The organism is Hoeflea sp. (assembly GCF_984452065.1).
Genome location: NZ_CFHWAF010000052.1, coordinates 1 through 14547 on the forward strand (window position 1 = coordinate 1; position 14547 = coordinate 14547).

At 60.7% G+C, this 14547-nt stretch carries 14 protein-coding genes; 11 read left to right on the forward strand and 3 right to left on the reverse strand.

The genetic code is table 11. The features are described 5' to 3' along the window. Positions 1-763: HAMP domain-containing protein (locus AC5E6N_RS11810; RefSeq protein WP_491748000.1), on the reverse strand; the 763-nt coding region annotated here is incomplete at its 3' end. Beyond that, a complete protein-coding gene (locus tag AC5E6N_RS11815) occupies positions 760-1488 on the reverse strand; it encodes a response regulator (RefSeq protein WP_491748001.1) in 729 nt (242 codons plus the stop codon). The genes AC5E6N_RS11810 and AC5E6N_RS11815, both read right to left, overlap by 4 nt. Before the next feature lie 211 nt (positions 1489-1699). Here AC5E6N_RS11815 and AC5E6N_RS11820 point away from each other — a divergent pair, with 211 nt between their 5' ends. Further along, the gene (locus AC5E6N_RS11820) at positions 1700-2665 is read left to right on the forward strand and encodes an EF-hand domain-containing protein (protein WP_491748002.1); all 966 of its coding nucleotides are present in this window, start codon (positions 1700-1702) and stop codon (positions 2663-2665) included. A gap of 107 nt (positions 2666-2772) precedes the next feature. Here the strand turns inward: AC5E6N_RS11820 and AC5E6N_RS11825 are convergent, their stop codons facing one another. Continuing rightward, the gene (locus AC5E6N_RS11825; RefSeq protein ID WP_491748024.1) at positions 2773-4011 is read right to left on the reverse strand and encodes an ROK family transcriptional regulator; all 1239 of its coding nucleotides are present in this window, start codon (positions 4009-4011) and stop codon (positions 2773-2775) included. Positions 4012-4378: 367 nt separating this feature from the next. Here AC5E6N_RS11825 and AC5E6N_RS11830 point away from each other — a divergent pair, with 367 nt between their 5' ends. The 10 genes from AC5E6N_RS11830 to AC5E6N_RS11875 all read left to right on the forward strand — a co-directional run bounded on the left by AC5E6N_RS11830 (position 4379) and on the right by AC5E6N_RS11875 (position 14545). Beyond that, complete coding sequence (locus tag AC5E6N_RS11830; RefSeq protein ID WP_491748003.1) at positions 4379-5404, forward strand: sugar ABC transporter substrate-binding protein; 1026 nt, start codon at positions 4379-4381, stop codon at positions 5402-5404. Between the two features lie 159 nt (positions 5405-5563). Continuing rightward, the gene (locus tag AC5E6N_RS11835; protein WP_491690926.1) at positions 5564-6640 is read left to right on the forward strand and encodes an ABC transporter permease; all 1077 of its coding nucleotides are present in this window, start codon (positions 5564-5566) and stop codon (positions 6638-6640) included. Further along, positions 6616-7413 carry an ATP-binding cassette domain-containing protein gene (locus tag AC5E6N_RS11840; protein ID WP_491748004.1) on the forward strand — a complete coding sequence of 266 codons (798 nt, stop codon included), beginning with the start codon at positions 6616-6618 and terminating at the stop codon, positions 7411-7413. Before AC5E6N_RS11835 ends, AC5E6N_RS11840 begins: the two co-directional genes overlap by 25 nt. After that, positions 7410-8075 carry a nucleoside/nucleotide kinase family protein gene (locus tag AC5E6N_RS11845; RefSeq protein WP_491748005.1) on the forward strand — a complete coding sequence of 222 codons (666 nt, stop codon included), beginning with the start codon at positions 7410-7412 and terminating at the stop codon, positions 8073-8075. The genes AC5E6N_RS11840 and AC5E6N_RS11845 overlap by 4 nt, the downstream gene beginning before the upstream one ends. Before the next feature lie 348 nt (positions 8076-8423). After that, positions 8424-9665 (forward strand): ABC transporter substrate-binding protein, encoded by a 1242-nt coding sequence (locus AC5E6N_RS11850; protein WP_491748006.1) that lies wholly within the window; start codon positions 8424-8426, stop codon positions 9663-9665. 82 nt (positions 9666-9747) lie between these two features. Continuing rightward, positions 9748-10638, forward strand: coding sequence for a carbohydrate ABC transporter permease (locus tag AC5E6N_RS11855; protein ID WP_491748007.1), 891 nt, complete (start codon positions 9748-9750; stop codon positions 10636-10638). 4 nt (positions 10639-10642) lie between these two features. After that, the gene (locus AC5E6N_RS11860) at positions 10643-11527 is read left to right on the forward strand and encodes a carbohydrate ABC transporter permease (protein WP_491748008.1); all 885 of its coding nucleotides are present in this window, start codon (positions 10643-10645) and stop codon (positions 11525-11527) included. A 4-nt stretch (positions 11528-11531) separates the two neighbouring features. Next, on the forward strand, positions 11532-12629 hold the full coding sequence (locus AC5E6N_RS11865; RefSeq protein ID WP_491690920.1) for an ABC transporter ATP-binding protein: 1098 nt from the start codon (positions 11532-11534) through the stop codon (positions 12627-12629). Positions 12630-12654: 25 nt separating this feature from the next. After that, the gene (locus tag AC5E6N_RS11870) at positions 12655-13419 is read left to right on the forward strand and encodes a sugar phosphate isomerase/epimerase family protein (RefSeq protein ID WP_491748009.1); all 765 of its coding nucleotides are present in this window, start codon (positions 12655-12657) and stop codon (positions 13417-13419) included. Continuing rightward, a complete protein-coding gene (locus tag AC5E6N_RS11875; protein WP_491748010.1) occupies positions 13412-14545 on the forward strand; it encodes a Gfo/Idh/MocA family protein in 1134 nt (377 codons plus the stop codon). The genes AC5E6N_RS11870 and AC5E6N_RS11875 overlap by 8 nt, the downstream gene beginning before the upstream one ends. Positions 14546-14547 lie beyond the last annotated feature (2 nt).

Here is a 14547-nt window from a genome sequence, read left to right on the forward strand (position 1 = left end):
GAACGTAACGGGTCAGGCGCTCCTGCATGATATTGAACGCGTGGATCGCGCTGCGCACCTCATGCGGCCCGGCCTCGGCAACATGGAGCCCTTCCGCGCCCCGGCCCAGTTGATCGGCCGCGGCGGCGAGATTGCTGAGCGGCTTTGTCAGCCGGCGTACCGTGAAGCCGACAATGATGATCACCGCCACCGCCATGATACCGATTGAAACAAACACACGCTCAAGCGAACTGCGTTGCATGTTGAGACTGGCGGCCATGTTCAGCCAGCGCCCGCTGTCCAGTTGAACCGACATGGCAACAACCAGGGGAACCCTCCGTGTCGCGCTCCTCTTCTCGGCCCTTTCAACACGCGGCTTTCCGCGATGGTAGCGCGGTACTTCGATATTCGGGCCAACCTGCGTGCGCACGTCCCGGTCCGCGCCGATCTCTTCGGCCAGCGCCCTGCGGATGCGCAGGTCCGTGCGGCTGTCACCGGTTTGCTCCAGCTCCGGGCGGTTTGATATCCAGTAATAGGAAAGCGGGCTGGATGCGGCCCGGCGAAGCTGTTCGTGCAGTTGCGGCGGTGTGTCGTCGAGCAGTTCGACGAGCGCTGCGGTCCGTGCAACCACCCGGCCGCCCGCCAGTTCGATCAGGGCAACGCGCCGCTCATCGGTAAACAGCCAGAGGGTAAAGATCTGCGATATCACGACCGCGACCAGGATCAGACCGATCAACTGTCCGCCGAGACTGCGCGGCCAAAGGGTGAGGCGCCGCCAGATCATGCGTCCGGGTCCCGCACGTCGGCGGTGAAGGTATATCCGCCGCCCCAGACTGTCTTGATCAGCTCCGGGTTCCTGGCGTCGCGCTCGATCTTGCGGCGCAACCGGCTGACCTGGTTGTCGATCGAGCGGTCGAACACATTGGGGGTGCGGCCGCTGGTCAGATCGAGGAGCTGATCGCGCGAAAGCACCACCTTCGGTCTTTTGAGGAAGGCGACCAGAAGCTGAAACTCGCCGGTCGACAGCGGCACGATGACCTCGTCGGGGCCAATGAGATGGCGCCGGGAGAGATCAAGAATCCAGTCCTCGAAGGCAAGCCGTTCACTTTCCACGGGATCGCGTTCTTTCGGCACCTGCGCGGTGCGGCGCAGCACCGCCTTGATGCGTGCCAGGAGTTCGCGCGGATTGAACGGCTTGGTAACATAGTCGTCGGCGCCGATCTCAAGCCCGACCACGCGGTCCGTATCCTCCGCCATCGCGGTGAGCAGAATCACGGGCGGGCCGCCCTTTTCCACGAGATGACGGCAGAACGACAGGCCGTCTTCACCCGGCATCATGATATCGAGCACCACCAGGTCAACCGATGCGGCGGTCAGCATTTTGCGCGCCTGCGCGGCACTGTCGGCGACGGACGCACGCAGTCCGTTCTTGACGAGATATCGCGCCAAGGTTTCGCGGATGTCGCGGTGGTCGTCGACGACCAGAATATGTGCGCTCGTGTCGTTCATGCGCATTCGATCCGGCGTTGAGGCAAAACAGCCCCGTCATATTCAAAGAGTTAGCGGTTTGATGGCCAATGGTGAAATGGAAAGTGTAACAAAGTGTATCAATCGCGTGCATTGCGACAGTTGGCGACAAAGTCGGGTGTTTGCCGACGTAGTTTTGCGACAAGCAGGACCTAGCTTCAGACTATCGCAACAAACCGAAAGGACAGGAACGATGAGCACGACCAAGAAAATCTTCGTTTCCCTCATGGCAACCTCTTTCCTCGGCGCGAGCCTCGTTCCGGCGCTCGCACAATCCTCGACACCCGGCAGCAAGCCCGTTGCAGAAAAGCGTATGGCCCATGCGGGCGCAGCCAAGCATGGCAAGCGTCAGCGTGGCGGCATGAAACGTGCCTTCGAGCGTTACGACGTCAACAAGGACGGCGTCATCACGCAGGAAGAAGTCGACACCGTTATCGTCGACCGCTTCAATTCGTTTTCGGGCGATGACAGCGCGATTTCGCTTGACGACTTCCGGGCCGCATGGATCGATCAGTCCCGCGACCGTATGGTCAGGGCCTTCCAGCGCATCGATCGTGACGGCAATGGCGCCGTTACCGCCGAGGAATACGACACGGCCTCGGAACGCATGTTCAGCCGCCTCGACCGTGACGGCAACGGAGAGCTGACCCGTCCGGCAAGGGGCGAGCAGGCAAAATCCGGCGGCAAAAAGGGCAAGATGGCCAAGCGTGCCGGTCCCCGTAAAGGCAAAGGCGCTGCCCGGCTGATGGAGCGTTTCGACACCGACAAGGACGGCAAGATCACCCGCGCCGAGTTCGACGCCGTTCGCGCCGAAGTCTTCGGCGGCGCCGATGCCAACGGCAATCAGGCCGTGTCGCTGGAAGAGTTCACGACAATCTGGCAGGGCATGAATGACAACCGGATCGTGGGCGGCTTCCAGCGCTACGATACCGACGGCGATCTGTCGATCACGCTCGAAGAGTACACCGCGGGCAATTCCGGGTTTGTCAAAAACCATGACCGCAACGGCGACGGCGTCGTGACCAAGGCGGACAGGAAAGGCGGCAAGCATCACGGCAAGCGCTCGGACCGCCAGATGAAGAAGAAGGGCAAGGACCGCGCGTCCATGCAGAAACCACTGAAGCCGGTTCAGCCCATTCAGCCTGACACCAAGGCGTAACGAAGCAGTCAGCCGATTGCTTCTGAAACAAGAGCAGCCCGGCCGCAAGACCGGGCTGTTTCGCTGCCTCAACCGGCGACCGTTTCAGGTCGGGCAGCGTCAGCAGATCAGACCGGCACCTTGGTCAGCACCGACTGATCGATCATGAAACGGTTGAATATCGGCAGGCTGGCGCCACCGATCGCGCGGGCTTCCGCGCCGACCTGCGCCTCGACAATCGCCGGCTCGCGGATTCCCTGCCTGTCCAGCTTGCGAAACTCTCTTTCAATTGTTTCCACCAGGCGCGCGCGCACGGATTTGGGAAAGCCCCCGTCGATCAGCACGGCTTCCATATCGATGACGGCGGCAATAGCGACAATGGCGATCGCAATGTTGCGGGACGTCTCGTCAATCCAATCCGACAATATGGCGCCGTAATCCGGCCATTCATCAGGATTGAGCCAAAGCGGGGACGGATCGAGGCCGGCGTCCTTCAACCGGTTTTCAAGGACGAAGATCGACGCCTGATTGAGCAATTGGCGCGGTTTGCCGCCAGGACCGGGCACCGGGATCGGTCCGAACGCTCCGGCATTGCCGCTGCGGCCCGTGTAAAGAGCATGATCGAGCACCAGGCCGCCGCCGATGAAGGATCCGACAAAGAAATACGCAAAGTCAGCGAATTCACGGCCTCGTCCGAACACCAGCTCGGCGCCGCAGGCGGCCGTGGCGTCGTTTTGAATGATCACGGGAAGATCGGTGATTTCGGCCATTGCATCGACAAAGTCGAAATCACGCCAGGCGTCCATCTGATCGCGCGGGGCACCGACCTGGTCAAGCCAGTTCCAAAGTTCGAAAGGCGATGCAATTCCGATACCGGCAATTCGGCCTCTCAATGTCTCATCGAGTTCGGCCTCAAGACGCTGCAGCCCCGCCTGGGCAAAGCGCATGATCTGCCCGGGCAAGGGATAAGCAAAGGTTTCGCGAAGCTGGCGACGCACGCCGCCCACAAAGTCCATCAGAACAAGGTCCGCGCTTCGGCGGCCGATCTTCAGGCCGACGGAAAACACCGCGTCCGGGTTAAGGGCCATCGGGATCGACGGTTGGCCGACGCGCCCGCGTACCGGTTCTCCGCGGATCAGCAGCGCGTCCTTCTCCAGCGCCCTCATGATGACCGAAACGGTTTGCGGAGACAGACCCGTGCGCCGCGCGATCTCCGCCTTTGCCAGCCTGCCGTGCCGTCGCACCAGAGACATGACAAGACGTTCATTGTGCGCACGCACGCGGGTCTGGTTGGAACCACCGCTTGGATCCTTGATCCGCGTTGCGGTGTCATCGGCCGTGTTGTGAGGCGACCTGGTCAATCTGATTTCCCCCGGCATCGGTCCGCGGCAGCCGGGATAAGAGTCATGCGGGCGCGCATTTTCTTCCCTGCAACCACACTCTGGCACAGAAAATAAATAAATCAAGTGGATTTACTTATTGACAAGATGTCCTGTTGGGTGTGTGATCGGTGTGTGGAGACGTTCGCTCGCAGCACCCATAGCGTGCAGATGCATCCGGACGTTTCCTGGAGGAACGGGCTTTTCGACGCGCGCAGGCAAGATCAGCCCGTGCCGGACGGCAGGGCGACATCCGTATTGCGGGTTTTGTCCGGACCGGACCGGCTTGCTGGCAACTGTGCCACTGCATTCGCAGCGACGCCGTCGCCACCCGTCATCAATTGGGAGGAAGATCGTGAAACAGACTTTAATCGCAGCAGGTCTTGGCGCACTTGCGCTCAGCATCGCAGGAACGGTGAGTGCGCAGGCCGAAACGATAGGCGCCTGCCTTATCACCAAGACGGACACCAACCCGTTTTTCGTGAAAATGAAGGAAGGCGCGACCGCAAAGGCGGAGGAACTCGGCATCGAGCTGAAATCCTATGCCGGGCGGATCGACGGCGATTCCGAAAGCCAGGTCGCCGCCATCGAGACCTGCATCGTTGACGGCGCCAAGGGGATCCTGATCACCGCATCGGACACGAAGGGCATTGTTCCGGCGGTGCAGCAGGCCCGTGACGCCGGACTTCTGGTGATCGCGCTCGACACGCCGCTGGAACCCATCGATTCGGCCGACGCGACCTTTGCCACCGACAATTTCCTCGCCGGTGAGCTGATCGGAAAATGGGCGGCCGCGTCCCTGGGCTACGACGCGAAAAACGCGAAGATCGCCATGCTGGATCTCGCGGTCAGCCAGCCTTCCGTCGGCGTATTGCGCGACCAGGGCTTCCTGCAGGGCTTCGGCATCGACCTGAAGGATCCGGGCAAATGGGGCGATGAAGACGACCCGCGCATTGTCGGCAATGAGGTGACCGCCGGCAATGAAGAAGGTGGCCGCACGGCCATGGAAAACCTTCTCCAGAAGGATCCCGGCATCAATGTCGTCTACACGATCAACGAGCCCGCCGCCGCCGGCGCCTATGAAGCGCTCAAGGCGGTCGGCCGCGAAAACGACGTCTTGATCGTTTCGGTCGACGGCGGATGCCCGGGCGTCCAGAACATCATCGACGGTGTGATCGGCGCGACGTCGCAGCAATATCCGCTGCTCATGGCATCGCTCGGCATCGAGGCCATTGCGGCCTGGGCCAAGGACGGAACCAAGCCGACCAATACCGAAGGCAAGGATTTCTTCGACACCGGTGTCGCGCTGGTCACCGACCAGCCGGTCGACGGCGTCGAGTCGATCGACACCAAGGAAGGCATGGACAAGTGCTGGGGCTGATAAAGCCTTGAACTTTGCCGGTCCGGGCGACTTGCCTGGACCGGAGCGGTTTACAAAACCGCGCACCTTCAGGACAATACCTAATGTGGCAATGTGCGGACGGCAGCCGGTTGGAGTTGCCGCCCCAAGCGCTCGCCGTGCAACCGGGGGAAACAAGTCATGCCCGACACGACGGAAAAGGCCGGACAGGATTTCGAGCAGGTTCTCGATCAGAGCGCGACGGAGGTTGCATCCTTCGAGCACCGGCAGCGCAATGTGCTCGAGCGGGTACAGCATACCCTGCATTCCAACCCCGCGGCGGTGCCTCTCATTGTGCTCGTCTTGTCCCTTGTCATCTTCGGGCTGATCCTCGGATCGAGGTTCTTCTCGCCGTTCGCGATGACGCTGATCCTGCAACAGGTCGCGATCGTCGGTTTCGTCGGCGCGGCACAGACGCTGGTGATCCTGACGGCGGGCATCGACCTTTCCGTCGGCGCGATCATGGTTCTGTCGTCCGTCGTCATGGGCCAGTTTACTTTCCGCTACGGCCTGCCGCCCGAAATCGCCATCCTGTGCGGCTTCGCGGTCGGCGCGGTCTGCGGTTTCATCAACGGGGCGCTCGTCGCCCTTGTCCGGCTGCCGCCATTCATCGTCACGCTCGGCATGTGGCAGATTATCCTTGCCTCCAATTTCCTCTACTCGGCCAACGAGACAATCCGGAGCCAGGACATTTCGCAGTCGGCGCCGCTGCTTCAGTTTTTCGGCAACAAGATTTCCATCGGCGGCGCTGTCCTGACCTTCGGCGTCATCGCCATGGTGCTTCTGGTTCTGGTACTCAATTACATTCTCAACCACACCGCCTGGGGGCGTCATGTCTACGCGGTCGGCGACGACCCGGACGCCGCGGAACTCGCAGGCGTGCGGGTCAAACGGACGCTGATATCCGTCTATGTCTGCGCCGGGCTGATCTGCGCCCTCGCCGGCTGGGTCCTCATCGGGCGCATCGGTTCCGTGTCGCCGACAGCGGGACAATTCGCCAACATTGAATCGATCACCGCGGTGGTGATCGGCGGCATATCCCTGTTTGGCGGGCGCGGCTCCATACTCGGCATGCTCTTCGGCGCGCTGATTGTCGGCGTCTTCTCGCTGGGCTTGCGGATGATCGGCACGGATCCGCAATGGACCTATCTCCTGATCGGCCTGCTCATCATCTCCGCCGTCGCCATCGATCAATGGATAAGGAAGATTTCGGCATGAACGAGCCCGTTCTTACAGCCCGCAATCTCGTCAAGCGGTATGGCCGCGTCGTGGCACTCGACCATGCGGATTTCGATCTTTACCCCGGTGAGATCCTTGCGGTGATCGGGGACAACGGAGCCGGCAAGTCGACCATGATCAAGGCCATCTCGGGCGCCGTCATCCCCGATGAGGGCGAGATATTGCTGGAGGGAAAACCGGTCCACTTCCATGATCCGGTGGACGCCCAACAGGCCGGGATCGAGACCGTGTATCAGAACCTGGCGCTGTCCCCTGCCCTGTCCATCGCGGACAACATGTTCCTCGGCCGGGAGTGGCGGAAACCGGGTCTTGCCGGCAAGCTCTTCCGCAAGCTTGACCGTCCGGCGATGGAGAAATTTGCCCGTGACAAACTCAGTGAACTCGGCCTCCTGACGATCCAGAATATCGGTCAGGCGGTCGAAACCCTGTCCGGGGGTCAGCGGCAAGGCGTGGCGGTGGCACGCGCCGCGGCATTCGGCTCGAAAGTCATCATCATGGACGAGCCCACCGCGGCACTTGGCGTGAAGGAATCGCGGCGGGTGCTGGATCTCATTCTCGACGTCAAGTCGCGCGGTCTTCCGATCGTGCTCATTTCACACGACATGCCGCATGTCTTCGAGGTTGCGGACAGGATCCATGTACACCGGCTCGGCCGGCGATTGTGCGTCATCGATCCGAAGGAGCACACCATGTCGGATGCCGTCGCCTATATGACAGGGGCGAAGGTTCCGGAAAATCTGGAAGCCGTATGAGTGCAATCGGGACGGCGGACCTGCCGGGCATCGTTGTCGGCAGGGCTCGAAAAGATGGCCGCACGATCGTGGCGATCGCCGGCCCGCCCGGGGTCGGCAAATCGACCCTGTCCGCGGATTTGCGCGATGGCCTGCTGCGCCTTGGCCAGTCGGCCTGCATCGTTCCCATGGACGGTTTTCACATGGACAATTCCGCGCTCGATCAATTGGGATTGCGCCAGCGCAAGGGCGCGCCGCAGACATTCAAAGCGGGCGCCTTTGTCGACTTCATCGCAGGGCTGCGGGATGCGGATCAGGACCTTTACGCACCCGATTTCGACAGGGAAAACGACTGCGTCCGACAGGACGCGATCCCGGTGCCGCGTGATTGCCGCTTCGTGCTCATCGAAGGCAATTATCTGCTGCTCGATGAAACGCCCTGGAACCGCCTTGCCGATGTCTTTGATATCACGATCTTCCTGACCGCACCGATGGAGGTGCTTCGCAAACGTCTGATTTCACGCTGGACCACCCACGGCTACGATACGCAAGCCGCGCGTCAGAAGGCTCTCGGAAACGACATTCCGAATGCCGGGAAGGTCCTCAATGGGTCCCGGCACGCCGACATCAGCCTCGATCTTTTCGATGAGCGGACGGCAGGCACCGGACACAGCGGTACATAACCGCACGCTTCGCCGGTTCACCTCAAGGTGGTGCCGATCCACAGCCCCGGCTGAGTAACGCGCGTTCCTGTTCCGTCTTTCCGGTTTCGCTGAAACAATTGATTTCAGACCACTTTTGCCCTGCGAAAAAAGTGTGGCCTGCAACGTTTTCCCGGTCTCTTCAAACGGTTTGCGCAAACGGTCTGACAGGCAGGGCAATAAGACCTTGACACCATCGGCATCTCGGCGCATGCTTTCAATGTAATCGATTACAAATGATAATTACGGAGAATGTAATCGATTACTTGTGTAACGGTCTTCACAGATCAAAGGGGCGCCTAGGGAGATCAGCGCCCATGGGAGGTTCATATGCATCGTATCAGGACAGCTCTTGCAGCAACCACAATTCTGGCCGGCGCCGGCGCCGCAGCCGCCACCGACCTGGAAGTCACCCATTGGTGGACATCCGGTGGCGAGGCAGCCGCCGTCAAGGTATTCGCCGACGCTTTCAACGCGACGGGCAACAACTGGGTTGACGGCGCGATCGCCGGTGGCGGGAACGCCAGACCCATTATCATCAGCCGCATCTCCGGCGGGGACCCGATGGGCGCGACCCAGCTCAATACGGGCCGTGACGCCGAGGACCTGGTAAAGGCCGGCCTGATGACCGACCTGACCGAACTTGCCGAGAAAGAACGTTGGGCTGACATCATCCGTCCGGCAAAACTGCTCGATGCCTGCCGTTATGACGGCAAGATCTACTGCGTTCCGGTCAATATCCACTCATTCCAGTGGATGTGGCTGAACCGGGGCGTTTTTGAAGACAACGGCCTTGCGGTTCCCACCAATTGGGACGAATTCGCCGCGGCCGCTCCGAAGCTGCGCGAGGCCGGCGTGATCCCGCTTGCCGTGGGCGGCGAGCCTTGGCAGATCAACGGAATGGCCGGCGTGTTCACCAGCGCGCTTGGCGGCGTCGATCTTTACCGCAAGGTCAATGCCGACAAGAGCCCGGAAGCAGCCGCGAGCCCTGAAATGACCAAGGTCTTCGAGGCCATCGCCGCAGCCCGCGATATGGCCGATGACGGCTACGTCGGACGCGCATGGAACGATGCCGCCAACATGGTCATCACCGGCAAGGCCGGCGCGCAGATCATGGGTGACTGGGCGCAGGGCGAGTTCAGCGTTGCCGGGCAGACCGCGGGCAAGGAGTATGACTGCCTTCCCGGCCTCGGCGTCTATCCGGTGCTCGATACCGGCGGCGATGCGTTCTACTTCCCGAAGCCGGCCGACGACAATCCGGACATCGTCAAGGCACAGCTTGAAATGGCGTCCCTGCTCGTTTCCAAGGACGTTCAGGTCGATTTCAACCTGAAAAAAGGCTCGCTGCCGGTGCGCGGCGACATCGATCTTGCAGCCGCCAATGACTGCATGAAGAAGGGTCTCGCCATTCTGGAGAACCCGGACAACATCCTGCCGTCGGGCGAGCAGACATGGTCCCCCGATACGCAAGGACAGTTTGAAGACCTCTGGGTGGAGTTCTTCAACGATCCGGGCATGTCTCCCGAGGAAGCCCAGGCGCGTTACGTCGAGATCGTCGAAAACGCCGACTGATACCGGCCCATCAGGATAAATCAAGTGGATTGGGAGCTGCCCGTTTTCACGGGCGGGCGGCTCCCCCTCCCGGAGCAAAGCCATGGCGAGCCAGGACAGACCCAATCCCTATTTCCGAAATCTGAATGCCAAGATCGCGGCCACGCCGATGATCCTGACGACACTTGTCGTGTTCGTGGGATGCTCCTTGTGGACGGTGATCTATTCGTTCTCGGCATCACGGGCCCTGCCCGTCAACGAGTTCGTCGGATTTGCCCAATATGAGCGGCTGTTCAATACGTCGCGTTGGATGACATCCGTCGAGAATATCGCGATTTACGGGATTGTCTCACTGGTCTTTTCTCTCGTCGTCGGCTTTGTTCTGGCCGCTTTCATGGATCAGAAGATCCGCTTCGAGAACACGTTCCGGACGATCTATCTCTATCCCTTTGCGCTTTCGTTCATCGTCACCGGCGTTGTCTGGCAATGGATCCTCAACCCGACGCTCGGCCTGCAGGAAGCGGTTCGAAATCTGGGCTGGGAAACCTTCACATTCGACCTGATCGCCCACCGCGACACGGTGATCTATGCGCTGCTGATCGCCGGCATATGGCAGGGCACCGGCTTTGTCATGGCGCTTATGCTCGCCGGACTGCGAGCCGTGGATGACGAGATATGGAAAGCCGCGCGCGTCGACGGCATACCGAAATGGAAGACTTACATCTTCGTCGTTATTCCGATGATGCGCGGCGTTTTCATCACCACGCTGGTGATCATCGCCTCGGGCATTGTGCGGCTCTACGACCTTGTCGTCGCCCTGACCAATGGCGGTCCCGGCATCGCGTCCGAAGTACCCGCAAAATACGTCTACGACTTCATGTTCGCGCGCGCCAATGTCGGCCAGGCACTGGCAGCGTCCACCGTCATGCTGACGACGGTCCTCATCATCCTGATCCCCTGGATCTATCTCGAATACGGCAAGAAGAAGGGGTGATCGGATGACCATGGAACCCATCGGGCCCCGCCCCCGCCGCGTCCTCGATCCCGTCCGCATCATGATCTACTGCGTGCTGGTCGTCGCCGCGCTCTACTACCTGCTGCCGCTCTACGTGATGATCATGACCTCGTTGAAGGGCATGCCGGAGATCCGTCTCGGCAATATCTTCGCCCCACCGGTCGAGGTCACCTTCGAGCCCTGGGTGAAGGCCTGGGATACGGCTTGCACCGGCCTCTACTGCGAGGGTCTCAAGGTCGGCTTCTGGAACTCGGTCCAGATTCTCATCCCCAGCGTCATCATCTCGATCGCCATCGCGTCGGTGAACGGATACGCATTGTCCTTCTGGCGCTTCCGCGGCGCCGAAGTGTTTTTCACGATCCTGATCTTCGGCTCGTTCATTCCCTACCAGGTGATGCTGTACCCGCTGGTGATCATTACCCGCGAGCTCGGCATCTTCGGATCGCTTGCCGGGGTGATCTTCATTCACACCATCTTCGGCATGCCGATCCTGACGCTATTGTTCCGCAACTACTTTGCCTCCCTGCCCCAGGAGCTGTTCAAGGCCGCTCGGGTCGACGGAGCCGGCTTCTGGGGCATTTTTCTGAAAGTGCTGGTGCCCATGTCACCACCGATTTTTGTCGTGGCGATCATTCTGCAGGTCACCGGCATCTGGAACGACTTCCTGTTCGGCGTGATCTTTGCCGGGACCCAGAACTTCCCGATGACCGTACAACTCAACAACATCGTCAACACCACGCAGGGCGTGAAGGAATACAATGTGAACATGGCCGCGACGATCCTGACGGGCGGCGTGCCGCTGCTCATCTACTTCCTCTCGGGCAAGTATTTTGTGCGCGGCATCGCGGCCGGCGCCGTGAAAGGTTAGATCAATGGCCGGATCCAAGAGCATCGAAATCCGTGACCTGTCGCTCAGCTTCGGCGAGCTGAAGGTTCTTGAAAATCTCGACCTCGATATTTTCGACGGCGAGTTCCTCGTCCTGCTCGGGGCGTCGGGGTGCGGCAAGTCGACCCTTTTGAACTGCATCGCCGGATTGCTCGACATCTCGGACGGGCAGATTTTCATCAAGGGCAACAATGTGACCTGGAAGGAACCGAAGGATCGCGGCATCGGCATGGTCTTCCAGTCCTATGCGCTCTATCCGCAGATGAGCGTTGAAGGAAACCTCTCATTCGGCCTGAAAAATGCCGGCGTGCCGAAGGCCGAAATCGCCGAGCGGGTTGCCCGGGCCGCCTCCGTCCTGCAGATCGAGCCGCTGCTGAAGCGCAAGCCGTCGCAGCTTTCCGGCGGCCAGCGTCAGCGCGTTGCGATCGGCCGCGCGCTGGTGCGCGAGGTCGACGTGTTCCTGTTCGATGAACCTTTGTCGAACCTCGATGCAAAACTGCGCGCCGAGCTTCGGGTCGAGATCAAGCGTCTGCACCAGAAGCTCTCCAACACGATGATCTATGTGACGCACGACCAGATCGAGGCGCTGACGCTGGCCGATCGCATTGCGATCATGCGCGGCGGCAAGGTCCAGCAGCTGGACACGCCGCACGCGATCTACAATCACCCGGTCAACAAATATGTTGCCGGCTTCATCGGATCGCCGGGCATGAACTTCATGCAGGGAACGCTCAACGGCGGCGACAAACCATTGTTCTCCACCGGCGGGATCAAGGTCGATCTGTCCCGTTACAAATTCGGCAATGGCGGCTCACCCGATGGCTCGCAGGCGTGGCTGGGCGTGCGTCCCGAACATGTTTCCACGGGCCGCGACGCAGCCGATAAGATCTTTTCGAGCGAGGTGAATGTGGAAGTCGTCGAACCCATGGGTTCCGACACGCTGGTGTGGACCACGCTGGCCGATCAGGAGTTCCGTTTCCGCATGGACGGACAAAAGAATGTCGAAGTCGGCGAGACCTTGCAGATCGGGTTCGATCCGGTCAGCGCATCCGTCTTCGACCTGCAAACCGAAAACAGATTGTAACCGCATTATTTTGATTGGACCTGTAATGGATTTGTCTTTTCAGCTTTACAGCGCACGCAACTTCACACCCTGGGACAAGGTGCTCGGCTATCTCTCGCAGCTGGGTTACAAGCAGTTGGAGGGTTTCTGCGCTGTCTATGAGGATGCTGCGGAGTTCCGCAACCTGATGGACCGGAACGGCCTGACGATGCCGTCCGGCCATTTCGGCATCGATGTCCTCGAGGATTCGTTCGACGCCATTATGGCGCGCGCCGAAGTGCTTGGCATTCAGTCCATCTTCTGTCCCTATCTCGATGAGAGCCAGCGCCCGACGGATGCCGCCGGTTATGCCGCGTTTGCCGGACGGCTGTCAGCGATCAACAAGAAGGTCCAGGCGACCGGACGGCGTTTTGGCTGGCACAATCACGACTTCGAGTTCCGCCCGTTGGCGGATGGCACGATCCCGCAGAAAGTGATCCTGGACGAGGCTCCGGACATCGACTGGGAAGCCGATATCGCGTGGATCCTTCGCGGCGGCGGCGAACCGCTTGAATGGATCGAGCAATACGGCTCCCGCATCACCGCCGTGCACGTCAAGGACATCGCCCCGGCCGGCCGGTGCGAGGACGAGGACGGCTGGGAGGATGTCGGCCACGGCATTGTCGCCTGGAAGAACATCCTGCGGGCGCTCGACCAGCATGCCAGCGTTTCCTACTTTATCATGGAACATGACAACCCGAACGATTTCGAGCGGTTTGCACGCCGTTCGTTTGAGGCCGTGAGCAAACTGGCGGAGGGAGCCCATGCCTGAACAACTTGGCGTCGGCATCATGGGATGCGGCAATATCTCGGCTGCCTACATGAAACTTGCACCGCTGTTCCGCGGCTTCGAGATCAGGGCTTGCGCGGATATCAGCGAAGAGGCCGCTCGGGCCCGGGCCGAGGAGTTCGGTCTGAGGGTCGAAACCGTCGAAGGGATGCTGGCGGCCGACGACATCGACATCATCGTCAATCTGACCATTCCGGCGGCGCATTTCGAGGTGTCCAGCGCGATCCTTGAGGCCGGCAAACACGTCTATTCGGAAAAACCGTTCGTGCTTTCGGTCTCGGAGGGCCGGTCCCTGGCCGAACTTGCCGCGTCAAAGGGTCTGCGGATCGGATCGGCGCCGGATACGTTCCTCGGCGGCTCGCACCAACTCGCGCGTCACCTGATCGATACCGGAGCGGTCGGCAGGATCACCGGCGGCACATGTTATGTGCTCAGCCACGGAATGGAGCACTGGCATCCGAACCCGGATTTCTTTTTCAAGCCCGGCGGCGGCCCGGTGCTCGATATCGGCCCCTATTACATCGCCAACCTTGTTCAGTTGATCGGGCCGGTCAAACGGGTGGCCGCGATCTCCGCCACGCCCTCCCCGGAACGGACGATCACATCGCAGCCACGCCATGGCGAAAAAATCGCCGTCGAAACGCCAACGACCTTCCACGCGATCCTGGAGTTTCATAACGGCACGACCGTGGGTCTCGGTGCCAGTTGGGATGTCTGGCGGCACGGCCATTCGCCGATGGAGCTTTACGGCGAGGAGGGCAGCCTCTTTGTGCCGGACCCGAACTTCTTCAGCGGCGAATTGAAAGTCACGCACAAGGACGCGTTCACCGACGAGAGGCCGGATTGGGATCACCCTTTCAGCAGGATCAATGACGGCTCTCCGGATGAGGGCGTTGCAAATTACCGGGCTTCCGGGCTTGCGGACATGGCGCTGGCCATTGCCGAGGGCCGTCCGCACCGCTGCTCGCTCGAACTGGCGCTTCACGTCGTTGAAGTCATGACCGCTATCCTGCAATCGGGCGAAGACGGAACATTCAAGACAATGGAAACGAACTGCGAGCGGCCGCAGGCGCTGCCGCCGGAAGAGGCGGCGGCCCTGATGGCCTGATC

Excerpts from the sequence above, each read along its gene's own strand:
- AC5E6N_RS11840 (WP_491748004.1), top strand. The coding sequence starts at position 6,616 with ATGGATAAGGAAGATTTCGGCATGAACGAGCCCGTTCTTACAGCCCGC.
- AC5E6N_RS11870 (WP_491748009.1), top strand. The coding sequence starts at position 12,655 with ATGGATTTGTCTTTTCAGCTTTACAGCGCACGCAACTTCACACCCTGG.
- AC5E6N_RS11865 (WP_491690920.1), top strand. The coding sequence starts at position 11,532 with ATGGCCGGATCCAAGAGCATCGAAATCCGTGACCTGTCGCTCAGCTTC.
- AC5E6N_RS11835 (WP_491690926.1), top strand. The coding sequence starts at position 5,564 with ATGCCCGACACGACGGAAAAGGCCGGACAGGATTTCGAGCAGGTTCTC.
- AC5E6N_RS11855 (WP_491748007.1), top strand. The coding sequence starts at position 9,748 with ATGGCGAGCCAGGACAGACCCAATCCCTATTTCCGAAATCTGAATGCC.
- AC5E6N_RS11815 (WP_491748001.1), bottom strand. The coding sequence starts at position 1,488 with ATGAACGACACGAGCGCACATATTCTGGTCGTCGACGACCACCGCGAC.
- AC5E6N_RS11845 (WP_491748005.1), top strand. The coding sequence starts at position 7,410 with ATGAGTGCAATCGGGACGGCGGACCTGCCGGGCATCGTTGTCGGCAGG.
- AC5E6N_RS11820 (WP_491748002.1), top strand. The coding sequence starts at position 1,700 with ATGAGCACGACCAAGAAAATCTTCGTTTCCCTCATGGCAACCTCTTTC.
- AC5E6N_RS11875 (WP_491748010.1), top strand. The coding sequence starts at position 13,412 with ATGCCTGAACAACTTGGCGTCGGCATCATGGGATGCGGCAATATCTCG.
- AC5E6N_RS11850 (WP_491748006.1), top strand. The coding sequence starts at position 8,424 with ATGCATCGTATCAGGACAGCTCTTGCAGCAACCACAATTCTGGCCGGC.
- AC5E6N_RS11860 (WP_491748008.1), top strand. The coding sequence starts at position 10,643 with ATGACCATGGAACCCATCGGGCCCCGCCCCCGCCGCGTCCTCGATCCC.